Here is a 20,772-nt window from a genome sequence, read left to right as displayed (position 1 = left end):
CGAGTGCCGCCCGACTGGGAGAACATGTAGCCCTTGCCGCGCACCGTACAGGCGCGCACTGCGCCCCAGACGCGCCAGGAGCGAATCATCGGGCGCCTCCCGGCTGGGAGAACATATACCCCTTGCCGCGCACGGTGAGGATGACACGGGGCTCGGCGGAGTCATCGCGCAGCTTCTCGCGCAGCCGCGCCATCGTCATGTCCACCGTGCGCGTCTGCAGTCCGCGCGCGGGCAGGTGCCACACGCGCTCGAGCAGCTCTTCGCGGGAGATGGCCCGCCCCGGGTTCTCCCCCAGGTAGCGCAGCGCGTCCGCCTCTCGCTCCGACAGGTCCATCCGCGTGCCGTCATCGAAGCTCAGCTCGCGGCGCTCCACCACGAAGTGCCCGCCAGGAAAGTCCACGCGGGAGGCCCCCACGGGACGCTCGGCCGAGCGTCGGAGCACCGCACCCACCCGGGCCAACAGCTCCCGCACCGAGAAGGGCTTCACCACATAGTCGTCCGCCCCCAGCTTCAGACCCTTCACCCGGTCCTCCTCCTGGCCCCGGGCGGTGAGGATGATGACGGGCAGCGTGGGCCGGCTCTTGCGCACGGCCGCCAGCAGGTCCAACCCGTCCCCGTCGGGGAGGACCAGGTCCAGCAGCACCAGGTCCACCGGCGTGCGCTCGGCCACGCGCTGGCCCTCTCCCTTCACGCCCGCCTCGAGGACCTCGTAGCCCTCGAAGCGAAGCGCATCCACGATTCCGCGCCGGATGGCGGGGTCATCCTCGACGACGAGCACTCGGCGCGCGGCCATGACGCATCCTACTCCAGGGTGAAGCTTCGCTTGCTCGCCTCGCGCTGCACCACCTGGCCGATGACGCCGTCCAGCGTGTCATCCCCCTTCGTCGCCTGATTCTTGCGCGCCTCCGCCAGGAACTGCTGGCGCTCCTTGCCGAGCTGCTGGATGCGCTGCTGGAGCGCCTCACGCTCCTTCTCCCGGGCCGCGAGCCACGCCTTGCGCCCCGCCGCGTCCAGGTTGCGCATGGGCTCGGGCAGCTCCTCCGCCGCGACGGAGCCCAGGTCCACCTTGTTCTTCTTCACCGCGTCCACCAGGTCCCAGCTCTCGTTGGAATAGTTCCCGGAGCTCTTCGCCATCGCACGCGAAGCCATGTTCGACAGCGACACGCCGCGCGAGAGCTTGTCCTGCGTGGCCTGTCGCTGCTGGCTCTCCTTCGCCTCGGCGCCGCCGTAGACCACGTAGGTGTTGTTCAGCTCGGTGCCCAGCCGGGCGATCTCATCGTCCTGCGGAGCGGCGAGCTCGACGACCCGCTGGTTCTGGTCGATGTTCATGTAGCTGCCGTCGGCGCGCGTGGCCGCATCCTTCCAGTGGTCCGCGATGCCCTGCTCGTAGTCACCGCAGTGGATGGTGTTCACGGTGATGCCCTTCTTGCGCGCGGCGGCCACGGCCTCCCGGTAGTCGACCGGCCCCTGGATGAAGGTCTCGTTGCCGGCGATGAAGATGAGCCGCATCGAGTCCTCCTTCGGGCTCCACTCCAGTTTCCGGGTGGCCTCCTGGATGACCTCGCCACCGTGCTCCGAGCCGCCGGAGGTGCGCAGGGCGAACAGCCGCTCGGAGAGCGCATCCAGGTCCGAGGTGAACGGCGTCACCTGGCGGATCTCGCTCGAGCTCGCGCCGGGGGTGGTGTCGCCGTACGTGTAGAGGGCCAGCTCCAACCGGGGCGCCACGCCGCCACGCTTCGCCTTGGCGAAGCGATTCACGATGTTCCACAGCTGGGTGCGCGCCTGGTCCAGGAGCCCGTCCATGCTGCCGCTCGTGTCGAGCAGGAGCGCGATCTGGATGACCGGCGCCGCCTTCGGGTCCACGAACTGGGGCGAGGGAGGCGCCACGGGAGCCGCGGGCACCACCGCGACGGGAGCAGGTGGAGCGACCGGAGGCGTCGCGACAACGGGGGCGGGAGCATTGTCCGTGGACGGCTTGCCCAACAGGAGCGCGGAGACCGCGAGCGCCGCGGCCGAGCCGAGGATGATGGGGAGCTTGAGGGCCGGTTTCATCGTGTGTCCTTTCGTACGGCGGTGCCCTGGTGAGCACGCTTGGGACAGTAACGAGTGAGCCCTGGTGAAAGGTGTAACCGCCCTGTAACCGCGTGCCGCGCTACCCCTCGTCCCAGAGGAAACCCAGCTCCAGTTCGATGGCCTCGAATGGCTCCGCGCGCACCTTGGCCAGCCCCTCATGCTGGGCGACTTTCTGGTACCCCGCGCCCTCCAGTCGCCAGACCTCCAGGGTCCGGACCTTCGGATCGATGAGCCACAGGTGCTTCACGCCTTCACGACCATAGATGGGCTGCTTGGCGAAGCGGTCCAGCCGCGAGGTCGACGGGGAGAGCACCTCGCAGACCCAGTCCGGAACGACGGTGCAGCCGACCCCGCTGGGAATCCCCGGCATCCGCTCGCGCCGCCATCCAGCGAGGTCCGGGACGAGGACGTTTCCGCCGGAGAGATGGAGCTCCGGCTCGAACAAGATGAACCAGCCACCGGGGCCGCCTCTCCCCTTGTCATAGGGACCGCTCAGTTCACCGTTCAGACGCGATGACACCAACGAATGCCGAAGCGCCGGCCTGGGACTGGCATGCAGCACGCCGTCGATGAGCTCCCCGATGACCGTCTCGGGGAGCGCCTCCAGGTCCGCATAGGTGGCCGGTTTCTTCTCCACGGTGCCCTCACTCCGATAAACCCCGACGCCCCACCCCGATTCCATGGTCATGCCCACGAAGTAGCACGGGGGTCTGACGTCCTGGGTTGTCCCTGCCTGAACCTCCCTCCAAGGTTGCATCGCCTGGAACGCGAGCGCAAGCCTCGCCCCGGGCCAGCCTCCCGCGCGCACAGCCCTGCATCCAGCGTTCCCTCGAGGCTCAGGCGCTGCGCAGCATCAAGCGCTCCACGACGGAGCGGACCTCACGCAGGCGGGACGGGTCCGTCACCGCGACGAAGATGGTGTCGTCACCGGCCACCGTGCCGGCGAGCCCCGGCACCTCCGGCTCACGGTCCAACGCCAGCGCCAGCACCGGCGCGTAGCCGGGGCTCGTCTTCACCACGAGCAGGTTCGGCGGCGCCTCGACGATGCTCACGCGCGGCCGCTCCGGCGTCGCCACCGGCTCCGTCAGCGACGCGCGCTGATAGCGCCCGCCCACCTTCTGCACGCCCAGCTTCTTGAGCCGCCGCGACAGCGTGGACTGGCTCGGCGCCTGCCCCTCCGCCTCCAACAGCTCCTGCAAGACGGCCTGATCGCTGATCTCCCGCTCCGAGATGAGCCGAAGGATTTCGTCGTCCAGGTTCATTCCTTCCACCATGCATGCACGTGAATTTCCATGCAAGGAACCCGCATGAAAGATTGCGGGAACAATACTCTTGCGCGCCGCGTCCTTCTGCATAATATCCGCGCCCCATTCGCGGAAATGCACGCATGAAGGTGCATATTCATCCACCTATGCACCGGTCCAGGCCGGGGAGCGCAGGCCCATGAAGCACGTCACCCACATCAAGGATCTCGGCCCCGCGGGTGTGGAGGCCGTCCTCTCTCAGGCGGAGGCTTGGAAGAAGAAGGCCCCCGGCGCGCTCTTCCCGGGGAGCATCCTGGGCATGGTGTTCTTCAACCCGTCCTTGCGCACGCGCACCTCGTTCGAGGCGGTGATGCTGCGCGGGGGTGGCAACGCCATCATCCTGGACGTGGGCGCGGGCGTGTGGAAGCTCGAGCACCGCGAGGGCGCGGTGATGAACCTGGACCGCGCCGAGCACCTCAAGGAGGCCGCGCCCGTCCTGTCGCGCTTCGTGGACATGCTGGGCGTGCGCACCTTCTCGCAGGGCGGCGGTGACGAGGAGGACGAGGTCGACCCCATCATCAACGCGTTCCGCAAGTGGGCCACCGTCCCCGTGGTCAGCATGGAGTCCGCGCGCGAGCACCCCTGCCAGGGCCTGGCGGACGTGCTCACCCTGCGCGAGACGTTCGGCTCCACGAAGAAGCTGCCGGTGACGCTGACGTGGGCGCCCCACATCAAGCCCCTGCCCAAGGCGGTGCCCAACTCGTTCCTGCTCAGCGCGGCCGCGGCCGGCTGCGAGGTGCGCGTGGCCCACCCGCCCGGCTTCGAGCTGCACCCGGCCGTGCGCGCGGAGGCGGAGGCGTACGCCAAGGCCACCGGCGGCAGCATCACCTACACCCACGAGCAGGACGAGGCGCTCGCCGGCAGCCGCGCCGTCTACGCCAAGTCCTGGGGCCCGACGGCCGCGGCGGCCTTCTCGCCCAACGACGTCACGGCGCTGCTCGCGTCGTACTCCGGCTGGATGCCCACGCTGCGCACCATGTCGCGCGCCGCCAAGGACGCCGCCTTCCTGCACTGCCTCCCCGTGCGTCGCAACGTGGAGGTCGCCGATGAGGTCCTGGACCACTCCAGCAGCCGCGTGGTGGACGAGGCGGGCAACCGCTTCCACGTCCAGCGCGCCCTCCTGCACTGGATGCGCTCGCAGTCCCTCTGAAAAGCGGCGCCCTTCGAGGCGTGCCCGTCACCCTTCTTCCTTTCGAGGTCTCCCGTGCCCTTGTCGCCCGACCCGTACTCCGCGCTTCGCAACGCCGCGCGCTATGTGCAGCAGTTCCGTCGCAAGACGTTCGTCGTGAAGCTCGGCGGCGCCATGCTGAGCGACCCGCGCCTGCGCCGCTCCGCGTGCGAGCAGATCGCCCTGCTGTGGACCTTCTCCATCCGCCCCGTCGTCGTGCACGGCGGCGGCCCGGAGCTGGACACGCTCTGTGACGCCCTCCACCTGCCGGTGGAGAAGGTGGCGGGCCGCCGCGTCACGTCCGCGCCCGTGCTGGACGCGGCGAAGATGGTGCTCGCCGGCAAGCTGCACACGGACCTGCTCGCGGACCTGCAGGCGGCGGGTGTGCCCGCGGTGGGACTGAGCGGCGTGGACGCGGGCCTCATCAAGGCGCGAAAGCGTCCTCCTGTCATGGTGACCGAGCCCGGCGCCACCGAGGGCAAGCTCGTGGACTACGGGCTGGTGGGTGACATCGAGGCGGTGGACACGCGCGTCGTCGAGCACCTGCGCTCGGCCGACTACGTGCCCGTCATCGCGCCCCTCTCCGGCGGCGTGGACGGCGCCGTGTACAACACCAACGCGGACACCGTGGCGGCGGCGCTGTCGGTGGCCCTGTCGGCCGAGAAGCTCTTCTTCCTGGTCCAGGTGCCGGGCCTGCTCAAGGACCTGAACGACCCCACGTCGCTGGTGACGCTGGCGAACCTGACGGACCTGGCGACCATGGAGAACACGGGCGCCATCTCCGGCGGCATGCGTCCCAAGGCGCACGCCATCCGCCACGCGCTCGTGGGCGGGGTGGGCAGCGTGCACCTGGTCAGCGGCGTCGCGCCCAACGCGCTGCTCGAGGAGGTCTTCACCAACGAGGGCAGCGGCACCATGGTCGTCCGCGAGAAGGCGCCCAAGACGGCCGCCGGGAACGCGGGATGAAGACGGCGGAGCTGCTCCAGGCGCTGGTGGCCATCCCCAGCGTGTCGGGTGACGAGCGTCTCATCGCGGACACGGTGTCCGGGTGGGCGGAGGGCTGGGGTGCGCGCGTCCAGCGCAAGGGCCACAACGTGTGGTTCTCCGTGGGCAGCGGCCCCCGGCGCCTGCTCGTCAACTCGCACCTGGACACGGTGAAGCCGTGTGCCGGGTGGACGTACGCGCCCCACGCGCCCGAGTGGCGCGAGGACCGCCTGTACGGCCTGGGCAGCAACGACGCCAAGGGGTGCGTGACGGGGATGCTCGTCGCGGCCCGCACCCTGCTCGCCGAAGGCGCGCCCCAGGGCGGCGAAGTCGTCTTCGCCTTCACCGCCGAGGAGGAGACCGGAGGCCAGGGCCTGGGCACGCTGCTGCCCGAGCTGGGGCCGCTCGACGCCGCGGTGGTGGGCGAGCCGACGAGCCTGAAGCCCTGCACGGCCCAGCGAGGCATGCTGCTCTTGCGCTGCACCGCGCACGGCAAGAGCGCGCACGTGGCGCACGCGCACAAGGCCCAGGCGGTCAACGCCATCCACATGGCGGCCGGGGACATCTCGAAGCTCGCGGAGCTGCGCTTCCCGTCGCATCCGCTGCTGGGTGAGGCGCGGGCGCAGGTGACGCAGATTACCGGGGGCCTGGCGCGCAACCAGGTGCCCGACGCATGTGAGTTCTTCGTGGACCTGCGCACCACGCCGAGCATGGACCACGCGCAGGTGGCGAAGGAGCTGGGCGAGGCGCTCCAGAGCGAGGTGAAGGTGCACTCGGCGCGCTACCTGCCGAAGGCGACGGCGGACCATCAGCCCATCGTCCGCGCGGCGATTGCGGCGTCGGGCGAGGCGCCGGTGGGCTCCAGCACCACGTCCGACTGGGCGTTTTTGGGCGAGCTGCCCGCGGTGAAGGTGGGCCCAGGGGACACGCTGCGAAGCCACCTGGCGGACGAGTACATCACCCGGGCGGAGCTGGAAGCCGGCGCCGCCTTCTACACGCGCCTTCTGCGCGGCTACTTCGAGGAGGTGGCCCGTGGCTGACACCCTGTGGGGCAAGGGCGCCGCGCTCGACGCGGTCATCCACCGTTTCACCGTGGGCGACGACCCCATCGTCGACCTGTCGCTCGCGCCGCACGACGCGCTGGGCAGCGCCGCGCACGCGCGCATGCTGGGCAAGGTGGGGCTCCTGAAGGCCGAGGAGTCCCGCGTGCTCGTGCGCGCGCTCAAGACGCTGCACGACGAGGCCCGCGCGGGCCAGTTCACCATCCGCCCCGAGCAGGAGGACGGCCACACCGCGCTGGAGGCGGCGCTGGTGGAGCGCGTGGGCGAGCCGGGCAAGCGCATCCACCTGGCGCGCTCGCGCAATGACCAGGTGCTGCTCGCAGTGCGCCTGTTCCTGCGCGAGGAGGTGCTCGCGCTCGGCGCGGGCGCCGTGAAGCTCGCCGAGACGTTCCTCGACTTCGCCCAGGCGAACCAGCACGTGGCCCTGCCGGGCTACACGCACCTGCGTCGCGCCATGCCCTCCACCTTCGGCATGTGGGCCATGGCCTTCGCGGAAGGGCTGCTCGAGGAGCTGGAGGCGCTGCGCGGCGTGTGGGGCCGGCTGGACCGGTGTCCGCTCGGCGCGGCCGCGGGCTTCGGCGTGCCCTTGCCCATCGACCGTGAATACGTCGCGTCGCTGCTCGGTTTCAGTCGCGTGCAGAGAAGTCCCATCGATGCGCAGAACGGCCGCGGTCGCCACGAGACCGCGGTGCTGACATGGGCCTGCAGCGTGGCGGGCACGCTGGAGAAGTGGCTGTGGGACGTGCAGCTCTACAGCACGGACGAGTTCGGCTTCCTGGGGCTCCCGGACGCCTTCACCACCGGCTCGTCCATCATGCCGCAGAAGAAGAACCCGGACGTGGTGGAGCTGGCGCGCGGCCGGTGCCGCGAGCTGCGGGGGCTGTTGCACCAGGTGGAGGCCGTGGCGAGCGGACTGCCGTCCAGCTACCACCGTGACTTCCAGCTGCTCAAGCGCCCCACCCTGGCGGCGCTGTCCTCCAGCCGCTCGCTCTTGGATGTGCTGTCCCGGCTGGTGCCGGTGCTCCAGGTCAAGGCGGACGCGGCGCTGGCCGCCTGTGACGACACGCTCTACGCGGCCCACCATGCGTACACGCTGGTGGCTGGGGGACAGGCCTTCCGCGACGCGTACCGGCAGGTGGGCCGGGAGCTGGCGGACGGCACGTTCCACCCGGACCGCGAGGCCCTGACGGCCACCCACCTGGGTGGCGCCGGCAACCTGGGACTGGCCCAGGCCCGTGAGGAGCTCGGCGCCTGGCGCGCCTGGCTCGACGACACCCACCGCGCCCTGGCCACGGCGGCCGAGCGCGTCTGGGATGTGTGACGACGATTCCCCGCGAGGAGTGACGACATGAGCAAGAAGAACGTGGTGCTGGCCTTCTCCGGCGGACTCGATACCGCTTTCTGCACGGTGTACCTGCGAGAGCAGGGCTACAACGTCACCACCGTCACGGTGGACACGGGCGGCTTCCCGCCCGAGCAGCTGGCGAACATCGCGGCCCTGTCGGCGAAGCTGGGCGCCGTGGAGCACATCAAGGTGGACGCGCGCGGCACCCTCTTCGAGGGCTACCTGCGCTACCTCATCGCCGGCAACGTGCTGCGCGGCCAGGTCTACCCCCTGAGCGTCTCCGCCGAGCGCGCCTGCCAGGCGGTGGAGGTGGTGCGCGTGGCGCGCGAGAAGGGCGTGCAGGCGCTCGCGCACGGCAGCACCGGCGCCGGCAACGACCAGGTGCGCTTCGACGTGGCGTTCCGCTCGCTGGCGGGCGACCTGGAGCTGCTCACCCCCATCCGCACGCTGGGCCTGAGCCGTCAGCAGGAGCTGTCGTTCCTGGCCGAGCGCGGCATCCACATGCCGCCGAAGCTGGGCTCCTACTCGGTCAACGAGGGCATGTGGGGCACGTCCGTGGGCGGCAGCGAGACGCTCAACTCGTGGAGCGCGCTGCCCGAGGCGGCGTTCCCCTCCGGCGAGATTCCCACGGACCTGAAGCCCCGTACGCTGACCGTGGGCTTCGACAAGGGCGTGCCCACGTCGCTGGACGGCAAGGCGCTGGGACCGGTGGAGCTGGTGGAGGCGCTCAACGTGCTGGGCCGTCAGTACGGCATCGGCCGCGGCGTGCACCTGGGTGACACCATCCTGGGCATCAAGGGCCGCGTGGGCTTCGAGGCGCCCGCGGCGCACCTGCTCATCACCTCGCACCGCGAGCTGGAGAAGCTGGTGCTGTCGGGCAAGCAGCTGTTCTGGAAGGAGACCGTGGGCAACCTCTACGGCTCGCTGCTCCACGAGGGTCACTTCTTCGACCCGCTCGTGAAGGACCTGGAGGCGTTCCTCACCTCCTCGCAGGAGCGGGTGACGGGCGAGGTGCGGCTGGTGCTGCACCCGCGGACGCTGGTGGTGGAGGGCGTGCGCTCGCCGTACTCGCTGATGGACGCGAAGGTGGCGACGTACGGAGAGGCGAACGTGTTGTGGACGGGCTCGGAGGCCGCTGGCTTCGCCAAGCTGTACGGCGTGGCGCAGATGCTCTCGCACAAGGCGAAGGGAGGCTGACATGAAGGTCTTCGTCGACAAGGTCGGTAGCGTCACCCGCAACCTGGGCCTGGGGCGCACGGTGCACCTGACGCCCGAGGTGAAGGCCGAGGAGGGCGCCGTCGTCGCCGTGCGCATCCACGGCGAGAAGAGCGTCTACAACCAGCTGGAGGACTGCCACGGCCGGCTCGTGACGCTGCACGCGGGCGACATCATGGTGGGCGCCCTGGGGCACCGCAACGCGCTGCACGGCTACGAGGGCGTGGTGCCGGAGTCCGTCACCGTGGGCCAGCGGCTGCACGTGCTGAACATGGGCGGCGTCATCGGCAAGTGCACCTCGCACAACCCCGGCGTGGGCATGCCCTTCGAGGCGGAGGTGCTGGGCCAGGTGCTGGAGTTCCCGGAGCTGTTGTCGCGCAACGGGCAGCCGGCGCACATCTCCTCGGGCGCGCTCAAGGGCACGGGGACGATGGTGAAGTGCCCCGTCGTCTACGTGGTGGGCACGTGCATGAACGCGGGCAAGACGTACGCGGCCAGCGCCATGGTGCGCAAGCTCGCGCAGGCGGGCTACCGCGTGGGCGGCGCGAAGCTCACGGGGGTGTCGCTGATGCGCGACACGCTGAGCATGCAGGACTCCGGCGCGGACGTGGTGATGGACTTCACGGACGCGGGCATCGTGTGCACGGGGCCTCGCACGGCGGCGCGGGTGGCGCGGGTGCTGTTCAGCGAGCTGGCGTCGGCGGACGTGGACGTCATCGTCGCGGAGACGGGCGACGGCATCATGGGTGAGTACGGCGTGCAGGCGATTCTCGCGGACCCGGAGCTCAAGGGCCTGGCGGGCGCGTGGGTGATGTGCGCGAACGACCCGGTGGGCGCGGCCGGCGGCGTGCGGCATCTGAAGGAGACGTACGGCATCGAGGTGGACGTGCTGGCGGGGCCGGCGACGGACAACGCGGTGGGCGTGCGCTTCGTGGAGCAGGTCGTCGGGGTTCCGGCGCGCAACGCCCGCGCGGACGCGGCGGCGCTGGGTGGTCTCATCCTGGAGAAGCTCACGCCGAAGCTGGGCGTGGGGAGGAAGTCATGACGCGGGCACATATCTACATCCTGGGCGCCTCCGGCTTCGGCGGCGGCGAGCTCTTGCGGATTCTCTCCGGCCACCCGGCGGTGGCGGGCATCCGCGTGGTGTCCCGGCACCACGCCGGTGAGCCCATCCACAAGGTGCACCCGCACCTGCGCGGACTGGTGGACGCGAAGTTCGAGGCGGAGCCGGACTGGCGCTGGCTGGCCGACTCGCAGCAGCCCGTCGTCTTCAGTGCGCTGGGCCACGGGGAGCTGGCCACCCAGTTCCTCGGCCTGGAGAAGAAGTGGGCCGAGGTCGGCCTCGCCGAGCGCGTGCTGCTGGTGGACCTGTCCTCTGACTTCCGCCTGGACCACCCGGGCCGCTACGCGGGCGCCTACGGCAAGCCCCACCCCGCGCCGGACCTGCTGGGCACCTTCACGTACGGCCTCACCGAGTGGAAGCGCGAGGCGCTCAAGGGCGCCAAGCGCATCGCCAACCCGGGCTGCTTCGCCACCGCGGTGCAGCTGGCCCTCCTGCCCATCGCGTCCACGCCGGGGCTGGGCCTCTTGGCCGTGTCGGGCGTGACGGGCTCGTCCGGCTCCGGCTCGCTGCCGGGCGAGGGCACGCACCACCCCACCCGCGCGCACGACTTCCGCGCGTACAAGCCGCTCGAGCACCAGCACGAGGCGGAGGTGGAGGTCATGCTGGTGGCCCACGGCGCGCAGCGCCACCGGCTGGCCTTCGTGCCGCACTCGGCGCCCATGGTGCGCGGCATCTTCGCCACCGTGCAGTTCGAGTGGCCTGAGCACGGCGGCGCGGTGGTGACGCAGTCGCTGACGGACAAGTTCCGCCGCTATTACGAGGGCTCGAAGTTCGTGCGCATCGTCGAGGGCACCCCGCGCATCGCCGCCGTCACCGGCAGCAACTTCTGCGACATCTCCGTCGCGACGAAGGGCCGCTCGGTCGCCGTCATGGCCGCGCTGGACAACCTGGTGAAGGGCATGGCCGGCCAGGCCGTGCAGAACTTCAACGTGTCCCTGGGCCTGCCCGAGGACACCGGCCTGCGCCAGGCGGCCTGCTACCCGTGACAGTGCCCGCGCCCGCCCCGAATCCTTCCGGTGGCGGGCGCGGCGGTCTCACGACTCAGAGCACGCGGGTGATGGTGAGCTGGGCGACGCCGCCCAGCGAGGACACACCCGCGGGGTTCATGCACGCCAGGTTCAACAGCGCCGTCGTGTAGGCGATGGTCCAGGTCGCGGTGGCGCCGTAGTACTTCCCGTGCAGCACCGTCCCGGCATACGTCACCACCGTCGTCAGGCCCGCGACGCTGACGTCGACGGACGTGTAGTCGAACCGGGAGAACTCCCCGGTGTTCCAGGTGATGGTGGCCTCACCGGCCCCCGTGGCCAGCGGGTTCGAGCACGTCAGCCCGGTGCGCTCATAGGGCCCCGTCGTCACGTTGCCGTTGAGGACGACCTGTCCCAGCACCGTCAGGCAGTTGCTGAAGGTCGATGAGGTCGTCACGTCGATGTCCCGGGGCGTCATCGTCGCCGCGGGGGAGAACGTCCGCGTGGACGTCCCCAGCTCACAGATGACGCTCACCGGCTCCGCGGCGAGCACCGCGCCCGCGGGCGCCACCAGCGCCGCACAGAACAGACTCTTCGACAGCCAGACACCCAGACGACGCGTCAGCGTGCTCATGCATGCTCCAGGAATGGGGTTTCGGGTGGACCCGAGGCCCGCGGTCGACCCGGTGCCACTGTCACGCCGCACGCGCGCGCGGACCATTGAACCTGGGGACACGGCGACATCCACCTCCCGCTGCTGCGGGCGCTGTTGCGGGCCGCTTGTCAGGAGTCACCGTGCCACGCAGTCGCGTACGTGGAAGCCTCCAGCCTTCGTCGAAAGTCGTGCGTGCGCTCGCGCGTGAGAATCTTCCGCCAGCACGTCAGGCACTCCATGTGCCCGCGTCCGGGTTGCGCCCTTGCTCCCTGCTCTCGACGAAAGGCCGCGCATGCCCATCGCTGAATGTGCTGGAGGCTGTCCTCGCGTCATCTCGCTCTCGGTGGACCCCGCGGGAAATCCCGTGGCCGCGGCCCAGCCGGAGCACTTCGCCACCCACTACCGACACTGCCCCTCCTGCCGGCGCTTCTGGTGCGAGCGCTGCGTCGGTGAGGCCCTCTCTTGCAGCCGCTGCGAGGGTCCGCTCGAGTCCCCCACCCCGCGCCACGCGCTGGACATCCTCTTCGGCGGACGGATTCCCGAAGGGCTGCTGGCCAGCCTCGACCTCGGGGCCGCGGAGGACGACTCGAAGCGACAGGGAGGGAACTAGCCATGGCTCGCATTGCACGCGCCCTGCTGTTCGGTCGCAATCCCTCCCAGCACGACACCTTCGATGTGGAAGCCGAGGCCGCGGAGGCCCTGGGGTTCGACACGTACCAGGTGGACTTGGCCGCGCTGCTCAACGGCAACGTCGAGCTGGCGCTCGAGGCCGTGCCGCACCAAGGCCCCCTGCGCCTGCTCTACCGGGGCTGGATGCTCACCGAGGAGGAGTACACCTCGCTCGACGAGGCCCTCTCCGAGCGCGGCCACCGGCTCACCACCACACCCACACAGTACGCCGCCGCGCTGTACCTGCCCCTCTGGTACCCGCGCCTCGCGCGCTACACCGCGCGCTCCATCTGGACGGAGGGCACGGTGGCCCGCGAGGCCTGGAGCGAAGCGGCCCGCGTGCTCGGCCCTCCGCCGTGGATTCTCAAGGACCACGTGAAGTCCGCGAAGGAGCGCTGGGAGGAGGCCTGCCACGTGCCCGCCGGCGCCACGCTCGAGGACTTCTCGCGCACGTGCGAGAACCTCGTGGAGGAGCGCGGCGAGCGCTTCGAGCGGGGGCTCGTCGTGCGCAAGTACCTGCCCCTCAAGGTCTACGGCCGCACGCCCACCGGCCCCGCCCACCTGGAGTTCCGCCTCTTCTTCGGCCACGGCCGCCTGCTCGCCGCCGAGCCGCAACATGAGTTCGACGTCGAGGTCCCCGACTTCTCATCCTTCGAGCCGCTGGGACGCCGCATCGACTCACCCTTCTTCTCCCTCGACGTCGCCATGCTCCAGGACGGCGGCTGGGCCGTCATCGAGGTGAACGACGGCGGCGTCTCCGGCCTGCCTCCGGGGCTGGACCCTCGCGCCCTCTTCGAGCCCCTGCTGGGGACCGGGTAGACAGGCACCCGCCACGCCATTTGCGCCTGGGTGCCCCGACTCGCGGGGCATCTGGGTTATGGTCCGTTCCTTTGAAGATTTGACGTCAAACCAGGCAAGGAACGATGCATTTCGAATTGGCCTTCGTCCTCATCTTCGCAGTCGCGACCGCGGTGGCCATCGCGGCGCGGTATTTCAAGATTCCCTACACGGTGGCCCTGGTGGTGGCGGGGCTGACGCTGGGCGCGGTGCATCTGTTCGAGCCACCGCACCTCACCAAGGAGCTGCTCTTCGCCATCATCCTGCCGGGCCTCTTGTTCGAGGCGGCGTTCCACGTCGAGTTCCGCAAGTTCTGGAAGAACAAGCTGGCCATCCACGCGATGGCGATTCCCGGGGTGGCGGCCTCGGCGGGCCTGACGGCGCTCATCCTCTCCCAGTGGGTGGAGGGGATGAACGTGGTGACGGGCTTCGGGATGATTCCGGCGCTGGTGTTCGCCGCGGTCATCGTCTCGACGGACCCGATCGCGGTGGTGGGCTTGTTCAAGTCACTGGGCGCGCCCAAGCGGCTGCTCATCCTGGTGGAGGGAGAGAGCCTGCTGAACGACGGCACCGCCGTGGTGCTCTTCACCCTGGTGGTGGGCGTGGCGATGGGCGGCCAGTTCACCGTGGGCGGCGCGGTGATGGACTTCATCAAGGTCGCCGGCATGGGCATGGTGGTGGGCAGCGCGGTGGGCTACGTGGCCGCGCGGGTCATCAAGAAGGTGGATGACGCGATGGTGGAGATCACCTGCACCGTCATCGCGGCGTACGGCTCGTTCGTCATCGCGGAGAACTTCCACTACTCGGGCGTCATCGCGACGGTGGTGGCCGGCATGCTGTGCGGCAACTGGGCCACGCACGAGGGCATGAGCCCCACCACGCGCGTCGCGGTGGAGAGCTTCTGGGAGTACTGGTCCTTCGCGCTCAACTCGGTGGTGTTCCTGCTCATCGGCCTGGAGGTGAACCTCACCTCGTTGCTCGCGTCGTGGAAGCCGATTCTCGCGGCCTACGTCGCGGTCATCGCCGGCCGCGCGGTGGTGGTGTACGGCGTGTCCGCGCTGCTCAAGCTCACCTCGGAGCGCATGCCCTGGTCGTGGAGCGCGGTGCTCACCTGGAGCGGGCTGCGCGGCGCCATCTCCATGGTGCTGGTGCTGAGTCTCCCGGCGGACTTCGCGCACCGCGAGCTGCTGGTGAACATGACGTTCGGCGTGGTGGTGCTCTCCATCGTGTTCCAGGGCCTCACCATGGCGCCGCTGCTGCGCAAGCTGCGCATCACGGGCCTGAAGGACGAGTACCAGGAGCAGTACGAGCTGGCGCGCGGTCGACTGGGCGCCATCCACGCCGCGATGGCCGCGCTCGAGGCGATGCGTCGCTCGCGGGAGATTCCTGGCGACGTGGTGAGCCAGCTCGAGAAGGACTACCAGGAGAAGGAGCGCGTGACGGAGACGGAGCTGGCGCAGCTCAAGCAGCAGTCGATGCGCTTCCACGAGGAGGAGCACCAGGAGGCCATCCGCCGCGTGCTCATCGTCGAGAAGGAGTCGCTGCTCAAGGCGTACCAGTCGGCGACCATCGGCAAGGAGGCCTTCGCCAGGCTCACCGCGGAGCTGGACGAGCGCATCGCCCAGGCCGACGCCGCCGAGGCCCACACCTCCTCGCCCGCAGCACCGTCGACGCCCACGAGCGCCGTCGGGACCTGAGTCGGGCTCCCCGTCACGATGGCCCGGGATGACCGGGCGTCGTGGCGGGTGAGGAGTCCCCGCTCACGGGAGTCACCGGGACAGGCCTGTCACGCCGTCCCTCGGACAGCCCCGCTTCGAAGGCTGCTCAGGCCTCGGAGGGCTTCTGCGAATCCGAAGCTGTGGGGGCCGAGGATGACAAGGACTGCTCGGGCAGGCGAATCACCTGCCCGGGAAGCCCATCACTGAGGGAACCCGCTGTCACGGCGCTCGCCGTCGAGGTACCGAGCGCTTCCACCGCGCTCGGAGCCGTCGCCGCGTCAGGCGGAGCGGCCGTCTCCGCGCTCGACGTGGATGCGCTGAGCGCCTCCACCGCGCCTGTGGCCGAGGCATCCACCGCAACGGGAGTCACCGCGCCAGGCGCGTTCTCCTGCCCGAAGATGGACGCGCCGAGCGAGTCGACCGCGGTGGGAGTCGAGACACCGGAAGTCGCCGCTGCGCTCGCGGAAGCGGAGCCCAGCGTCTCGGTGCTCGGAGCGGAGGCAGTTCCCGTCGAAGCGCCCTCAACGGTGGCCGCCGTTGCGACGCCGGAGGTCCCCTGCGCCTCGCGCTGCTCCAGCCGGGCGCCGCCCTGCTCCGCCGCGCGGAGGAACTCGTCGTACTCGGACTTGCGGGCCTCGGACTTCGCCTGCGTCTTCTCCGTCTGCTTCGCCGCCGCGTCCCGTCCGAGCTTCAGCGCACGGGCGCTGAGCACCACGCCGCCCGCGAAGGCGAAGACGTTCAGCACCGAGCCCAGGCCGCCCAGCCACAGCGAATCCACGCCGCCCTGCACGAAGCCCAGCGCGAGGACGAAGGTGGCGCCGGACACCGCCGCGCCCGCCGCCGTCTTCCAGGGCCGCAGTTCCATCACCCGGCCCGCGCCGTAGCAGAGCGCCGGCAGCACCGCGAGCAACCACAGGTTCTCCAGCAGCACCGCGACGAGAATCTTGAGCGGCCCGAAGGACAGCGACTGCACCCGCTGACTCAGCCGCAGCGTCAGCGACACACTCAGCGTCGAGCCCGCGACCAGCGCGATGAAACCCAGTCCCACGATGAACTGGAAACGACGGATTCGAACACGCAACGGCTCGAGGGCACTGGTCTTGGGGCTCACGGCCGGCAGCCTACTCCACTTCAGCCCTCGTCCTCGTCCGCGTCCGCCTCGCCCCCCGGTGAGCGAGGAGGCGGGCCGTCCGCGTAGAAAACCTCCTCCAGCACCAGCCCCTGGGGAGGCGCCGTGGGCCCGGCCTTCTTCCGGTCCCGAGAGGCCAGCACCTCGGCCACCCACGCCTCGGACCGACGGCCCTTGCCCACCTCCACCAGCGTCCCGACGAGGTTTCGGACCATGTGCTTCAGGAAGGCCGTCCCCTCCACCACGAAGCTGATGGCCCCACCCGGCTCGCCCTCGACGGACAGCCGGCGCACCTCGCGGACCGCGTGTTTGGCCTGGCAGTCCGACGCCCGGAACGCAGAGTAGTCATGCCGGCCCAACAGGTGCGCCGACGCCCTCCGCATCGCCTCCACGTCCAGCGGCGCGAACACCTCCCAGTGCGTCGTGCGCAAGAGCGGCGAGCGCGTGCGGCGATTGTTCACCCGGTAACGGTAACGCTTGCCCCGGGACCAGCGCCTCGGGTCGAACCCATCCGGGGCCTCCACCGCGCTCACCACCGCGACGTCCTCCGGCAACAGGCTGTTGAGGCCCTGCACATAGGCCTTCAGCGGCAGCGCGCGCTCGGTGTCGAAGCAGATGACCTGCCCCGTCGCGTGCACGCCCGAATCGGTGCGCCCGGCGGAGCGCACGGACACCTGTTCTCCAAGCAGCCTCCCCAGCGACTCCTCAAGCACGGCCTGGAGGGCGCGGCCATTGGGTTGCACCTGCCAGCCCACGTACCGCGTGCCCTCGTATTCGAGCGTCAGCTTCAACCGAGGCATGTCAGCGGTACTTGAGCCAGGACTCGAGGAGCTCGGCCACCATGCGGCCCGGCTGCACGTTGTTGCGACGGGCCACGGTCTCCAGCGCCTCCAACTGCTCCACGGTGAGCGGCACGGCCAGCATACGCGGCTCGGTGCGCTCCTCGGGACCGCCGGGCGCGAGCGCGGCGATTCCCGGCGGAATCGTCAGGGGTGTGGTGACGGCGGGGGAAGGCTCGGACACGGGCGGCGGAGCGGTGTCCAGCGCGCCGACGACCTCGGACAGCTCCAGCGCCTCCTCGGAGGTGGGCGCGGTGGCCTGGCGCGCGCGCTGGCGGCGCTGCTCCTCCTGGAGCTCCTCCTCGAAGAGCTGCTTGATGAAGTTGGCCAGGTGCAGCGGCGTGGGCGTGAAGTCGTACGCGTCCAGGAACGCGTCCAGGTCCTTCTGCATCTCCGCCGCCGTCTGATAGCGGCGCTCGCGATCCCTCTCGAGCGCCTTCATCAGGATGACCTCGACGCGCTCGGGCAGGTCCTCGCGGAAGTACGAGGGCGCGTAGATCTTCCCCTCGGTGATGCTGCGCATCACGGCGACCTCGGACTCGCCCGTGAAGAGCTTGAAGCCCGTGAGCCACTCGTAGAGCACGACGCCGAGCGAGAACACGTCGCTGCGGCAATCCAGCGCCTTGCCCAGACACTGCTCGGGGCTCATGTAGCTGAGCTTGCCCTTGATTTCGCCCGTGCGCGTCTGGCTGACCTGGTTGGCCGCCTTGGCGATGCCGAAGTCGAGGATCTTCACCGAGCCGTCGAAGGCGACGACGATGTTCTCCGGCGACACGTCCCGGTGAACGATGTTGAGCGGGTTGTCGTAGAGGTCCGCCTTCGTGTGCGCGTGGTGCAGGCCCGCGCAGACGCAGGAGGCAATCTTCACCGCGTAGACCAGCGGGAAGGGGATGCCGAGCGCCTCCGCCTTGGGCACGACGCGGCGCATGTCGCGGCCGGCCACGTACTCCATGGCGATGAAGTAGCTCTCGGCGATCTTGCCCAGGTCGTGGATCTGCACGACGTTGGGGTGGTTGAGTTGGGCGGCGAGCCGGGCCTCATTGAGGAACATCTTCACGAAGGCCGCGTGCTTGGACAGGTGCGGGCGGATGCGCTTGATGACGACGGGCGACTCGCGTCCGTCCTCACCTTCCTGGTGCGCGAGGAAGATCTCCGCCATCCCTCCAACGGCGATGCGGTCGATGAGCCGGTACTTGCCGAAGCGACCGGTTTCGCGCTGCTGCGGTGCGGCGGGAGACATGGACCCTGCACCTTAACCCGCGCCAGGGCACCTCGCGCTAACGAAGTTGGACGACGTGGACCTTCAAGGCCGGCTCCTGGCCAGGAGGGCTCGGGAAGTCGAGGGAAGAAGGCCCCGTCGACCCCAGCCCCCTCCCCTGTCGTCCGGCCAGGGCGATGCCCTCGGCCACCATCGTCTCGAAGCGCTTCAGGGGCAGGCCCGCATGGTTGCAGCAGGCGACCAGCCGGCCTCCCGGTGCGACGACGCGAGCGGCGGCCTCGGCCAGTCGGGCGTAGTCGCGCGCCGCGGAGAAGCGGGCCTCCTTCGTGTTGGAGAAGGACGGAGGATCCGCGATGACGAGGTCGAACGTCTCGCCCTTCTTCGCCAATCGCTTGAGCCAGTCGAAGACGTCCCCGGCCACGTAGTCATAGCGGTCCGCGGCCTGCCCGTTGAGGAGCGCGTTCTCCTCGCCCCATTCGAGCACGCGGCGGCTCGCGTCCACGTTGAGCGCCCGCTTCGCGCCGGCCGCGGTGGCGACGACGCCGAACGCGCAGGTGTAAGAGAAGAGGTTGAGCACGGTGAGGCCGCGCGCCTCGTTCAGGAGCCACGCGCGGGTTTCGCGCATGTCCAGGTACAGGCCGACGGAGAGTCCCTGTCCGGGGCGGATGAGGAAGGACAGGCCGTTCTCGAGCGCCGTGAGGGACTCGATGGGCTCACCGCGCGCGGCGCTCTCCGGTGCGAGCGTCTCCTTCGCCACGTTGGCGAGGACACGGGCCTCCCGGGGGCGACGCTTGAGATAGAGGCTCGTCGGAGCCCACGCGGCCATCGCTGCGTCGAGGAGGGACTCTTCTTCCGAGGCGGAGAGGTCGCGGTAGAGGCTGACGACGTACAGCCCGCCGAAGCGGTCGACGGTGACGTCGGGGACGCCGTCCGCCTCGCCATTGAGGACGCGGAACGCGGTGGTGCGAGGGGCGTCGAGCAGGGGGCCGCGCCGGGCCTGCGCGGTCCGCAGTGTGTCCACGAGGGTGGGCATGGGCCCTCCCTGTATCAGCTTCCCAGCCGCGCGCGGGACCAGACGCGCTCGAGCGCCTCGGTGGCGGCGAGGGACAGGTCCACGTAGTCGGTGCCGAGCAGCTGTCCTTCACGCACACGGACGCGGCCATCGACGATGGTCCAGGCGACGGGAGACCGGGCGAGCTGTCCGATGAGATAGGGCGAGTAGCCCGTCTCGGGGTCGGCGGCGGGAATCGAGTCGTAGACGACGAGGTCGGCGAGGCTGCCCTCCTCGACGGTGCCCGAGGGCAGACCGAACAGGCGCGTACACAGCTCCGCGGGCCCGCTGACGAGCAGGTGCGCGAGCGTGCTGTCCACGTCGGGCAGGTGACCCGCACGGGAGATGCGCAGCACACCGACGAGGGCCGCGAGCAGCTCGTCCTGGAGAGTCCCGTGGCCGCCGGTGCCCAGGCCGAGCAGGTGCAGGCGCAGGAGGATGGCCTCCATCGGGTCCGTGCCACGCTCGAGGGTGCGCACGCCCCGCGCCGCGAGGGACACGAAGGTCTCGGTCTGCTCCAGGCGGGTGGCCTCGGCGCTGTCCAGGGCGCGGGCATAGCCGGCGATGGCGCGAGGGCCGAGCAGCCCGAGCGAGTCGAGCCGGGGCACCACGCGCTGACCATGTCGCGCGTAGGTGGTGCTGAGGTCGTCCTCGTTCTCGGCGAGGTGGAAGACGGTGGGGACGTCGAGCTCCGCGCTCAGGCGGGAGATGCGCGACAGGAGTGAGTCCTCGCAGGTGTACGAGGCGTGGAAGCCGAGCGCACCGCGCACCATGCGGTGCTTCGCATGACGACGGGCGAAGTCCGCGTTGGCGTCGAGCCACGCGTCCGCTTGGGAGGCGCCGTCCATGCTGTGCGTGGCGTGGCTGGTGACGAGGCGCAGGCCGACACTCTCGGCGGCGCGGGCCTGGGCGGCGAGACCACCGGCGACATCGGAGCAGGCGAGGTGCTCGACGACGAGGGTGACGCCGTCACGAAGGGCCCGCGCGGCGGCGAAGCGCGTGAGGGCCTCCACGTCCTCGGAGGAGACGAGGCGGGCCACGCGGCGCATGCGCTCCAGTCGCTCGCGAGGCGGCAGGAGGAGGAACTGGCCATTGGGCGGCAACAGCTGCCCGTTGACGAGGTGCGAGTGGCTGTCGACCAGGCCCGGAGCGACGAGGCGTCCGCGACAGGCGACCTCCCAGTCACCTGGCAGCACCGGTACCTGGGCGTCGGGAGCGACGCGACGGATGACGCCACCTTCGACCACCACGGCCATGCCACGGCGGACCCGACCGTCCGCTCGGAACACAGCGCAGTTCTTCAGCAGCAGGCGACCTTCCATGTCCGAGCCCAGTCATAGCACGGGGCCTGGAGGACGGGAGTGGAGTAAATCCGGGAATCCAGGGCCCACTTCAAGGGCTTGCCAGTACCCGCCAG

General features: G+C 70.1%; 20 protein-coding genes. 10 read left to right on the top strand and 10 right to left on the bottom strand.

Translation table 11 applies throughout. The features are described from left to right. Positions 1-85: 85 nt before the first annotated feature. From OWM54_RS33990 to OWM54_RS33975, 4 genes are all read right to left on the bottom strand, one after another. On the bottom strand, positions 86-793 hold the full coding sequence (locus OWM54_RS33990; protein WP_141323723.1) for a response regulator transcription factor: 708 nt from the start codon (positions 791-793) through the stop codon (positions 86-88). Between the two features lie 8 nt (positions 794-801). After that, complete coding sequence (locus tag OWM54_RS33985) at positions 802-2,052, bottom strand: vWA domain-containing protein (RefSeq protein ID WP_223745535.1); 1,251 nt, start codon at positions 2,050-2,052, stop codon at positions 802-804. A gap of 100 nt (positions 2,053-2,152) precedes the next feature. Further along, positions 2,153-2,710 (bottom strand): Uma2 family endonuclease, encoded by a 558-nt coding sequence (locus OWM54_RS33980; protein ID WP_223784006.1) that lies wholly within the window; start codon positions 2,708-2,710, stop codon positions 2,153-2,155. Positions 2,711-2,909: 199 nt separating this feature from the next. Next, positions 2,910-3,347: an arginine repressor gene (locus OWM54_RS33975; RefSeq protein ID WP_082165339.1), complete on the bottom strand. Its 438-nt coding sequence runs from the start codon at positions 3,345-3,347 to the stop codon at positions 2,910-2,912. Positions 3,348-3,516: 169 nt separating this feature from the next. Between OWM54_RS33975 and OWM54_RS33970 the strand changes: the two genes are divergently transcribed. Genes OWM54_RS33970 through argC form a run of 7 tightly spaced genes read left to right on the top strand, consistent with a single transcriptional unit; the run spans position 3,517 to position 11,259 of the window. Continuing rightward, complete coding sequence (locus OWM54_RS33970) at positions 3,517-4,527, top strand: N-acetylornithine carbamoyltransferase (RefSeq protein ID WP_046715156.1); 1,011 nt, start codon at positions 3,517-3,519, stop codon at positions 4,525-4,527. A gap of 54 nt (positions 4,528-4,581) precedes the next feature. Then, on the top strand, positions 4,582-5,511 hold the full coding sequence (argB, locus tag OWM54_RS33965; RefSeq protein ID WP_141323719.1) for an acetylglutamate kinase: 930 nt from the start codon (positions 4,582-4,584) through the stop codon (positions 5,509-5,511). Then, positions 5,508-6,569 (top strand): M20/M25/M40 family metallo-hydrolase, encoded by a 1,062-nt coding sequence (locus OWM54_RS33960; protein ID WP_223784005.1) that lies wholly within the window; start codon positions 5,508-5,510, stop codon positions 6,567-6,569. Before argB ends, OWM54_RS33960 begins: the two co-directional genes overlap by 4 nt. Beyond that, positions 6,562-7,911, top strand: a complete 1,350-nt coding sequence (gene argH, locus OWM54_RS33955; RefSeq protein WP_223745532.1) for an argininosuccinate lyase — start codon at positions 6,562-6,564, stop codon at positions 7,909-7,911. The genes OWM54_RS33960 and argH overlap by 8 nt, the downstream gene beginning before the upstream one ends. 27 nt (positions 7,912-7,938) lie before the next feature. Then, positions 7,939-9,132 carry an argininosuccinate synthase gene (gene argG / locus OWM54_RS33950; protein WP_223784003.1) on the top strand — a complete coding sequence of 398 codons (1,194 nt, stop codon included), beginning with the start codon at positions 7,939-7,941 and terminating at the stop codon, positions 9,130-9,132. 1 nt (position 9,133) lies between these two features. Further along, positions 9,134-10,195, top strand: a complete 1,062-nt coding sequence (locus OWM54_RS33945) for a hypothetical protein (protein WP_223784002.1) — start codon at positions 9,134-9,136, stop codon at positions 10,193-10,195. Beyond that, the gene (argC, locus tag OWM54_RS33940; protein ID WP_046715162.1) at positions 10,192-11,259 is read left to right on the top strand and encodes an N-acetyl-gamma-glutamyl-phosphate reductase; all 1,068 of its coding nucleotides are present in this window, start codon (positions 10,192-10,194) and stop codon (positions 11,257-11,259) included. Before OWM54_RS33945 ends, argC begins: the two co-directional genes overlap by 4 nt. A 55-nt stretch (positions 11,260-11,314) precedes the next feature. On the opposite strand, the gene OWM54_RS33935 is transcribed toward argC, so the two are convergent. Beyond that, entirely contained in the window at positions 11,315-11,872 is a 558-nt protein-coding gene (locus OWM54_RS33935) for a hypothetical protein (protein WP_141323714.1), read from the bottom strand. Between the two features lie 313 nt (positions 11,873-12,185). Here OWM54_RS33935 and OWM54_RS33930 point away from each other — a divergent pair, with 313 nt between their 5' ends. The 3 genes from OWM54_RS33930 to OWM54_RS33920 all read left to right on the top strand — a co-directional run bounded on the left by OWM54_RS33930 (position 12,186) and on the right by OWM54_RS33920 (position 15,096). After that, positions 12,186-12,503 (top strand): hypothetical protein, encoded by a 318-nt coding sequence (locus OWM54_RS33930; RefSeq protein ID WP_223784001.1) that lies wholly within the window; start codon positions 12,186-12,188, stop codon positions 12,501-12,503. Between the two features lie 2 nt (positions 12,504-12,505). After that, complete coding sequence (locus tag OWM54_RS33925; RefSeq protein ID WP_267700151.1) at positions 12,506-13,381, top strand: ATP-grasp domain-containing protein; 876 nt, start codon at positions 12,506-12,508, stop codon at positions 13,379-13,381. A gap of 104 nt (positions 13,382-13,485) precedes the next feature. Next, a complete protein-coding gene (locus OWM54_RS33920; protein ID WP_267700150.1) occupies positions 13,486-15,096 on the top strand; it encodes a Na+/H+ antiporter in 1,611 nt (536 codons plus the stop codon). Positions 15,097-15,223: 127 nt separating this feature from the next. Here OWM54_RS33920 and OWM54_RS33915 read toward each other — a convergent pair whose 3' ends face one another. Genes OWM54_RS33915 through OWM54_RS33895 form a run of 5 tightly spaced genes read right to left on the bottom strand, consistent with a single transcriptional unit; the run spans position 15,224 to position 20,677 of the window. After that, complete coding sequence (locus tag OWM54_RS33915) at positions 15,224-16,228, bottom strand: hypothetical protein (protein WP_267700149.1); 1,005 nt, start codon at positions 16,226-16,228, stop codon at positions 15,224-15,226. Positions 16,229-16,248: 20 nt separating this feature from the next. After that, the gene (gene truA, locus OWM54_RS33910; protein WP_223745524.1) at positions 16,249-17,046 is read right to left on the bottom strand and encodes a tRNA pseudouridine(38-40) synthase TruA; all 798 of its coding nucleotides are present in this window, start codon (positions 17,044-17,046) and stop codon (positions 16,249-16,251) included. 1 nt (position 17,047) lies between these two features. Continuing rightward, positions 17,048-18,325, bottom strand: coding sequence for a serine/threonine protein kinase (locus OWM54_RS33905; RefSeq protein ID WP_267700148.1), 1,278 nt, complete (start codon positions 18,323-18,325; stop codon positions 17,048-17,050). Between the two features lie 37 nt (positions 18,326-18,362). Then, positions 18,363-19,337 (bottom strand): class I SAM-dependent rRNA methyltransferase, encoded by a 975-nt coding sequence (locus OWM54_RS33900; RefSeq protein WP_267700147.1) that lies wholly within the window; start codon positions 19,335-19,337, stop codon positions 18,363-18,365. Between the two features lie 14 nt (positions 19,338-19,351). Beyond that, a complete protein-coding gene (locus OWM54_RS33895) occupies positions 19,352-20,677 on the bottom strand; it encodes an amidohydrolase family protein (RefSeq protein WP_267700146.1) in 1,326 nt (441 codons plus the stop codon). Between the last annotated feature and the right edge of the window lie 95 nt (positions 20,678-20,772).

This window comes from Myxococcus sp. MISCRS1, from assembly GCF_026626605.1.
Classification (GTDB): Bacteria; Myxococcota; Myxococcia; order Myxococcales; family Myxococcaceae; genus Myxococcus; species Myxococcus fulvus.
This window is presented reverse-complemented; position numbering and strand designations above follow the sequence as displayed.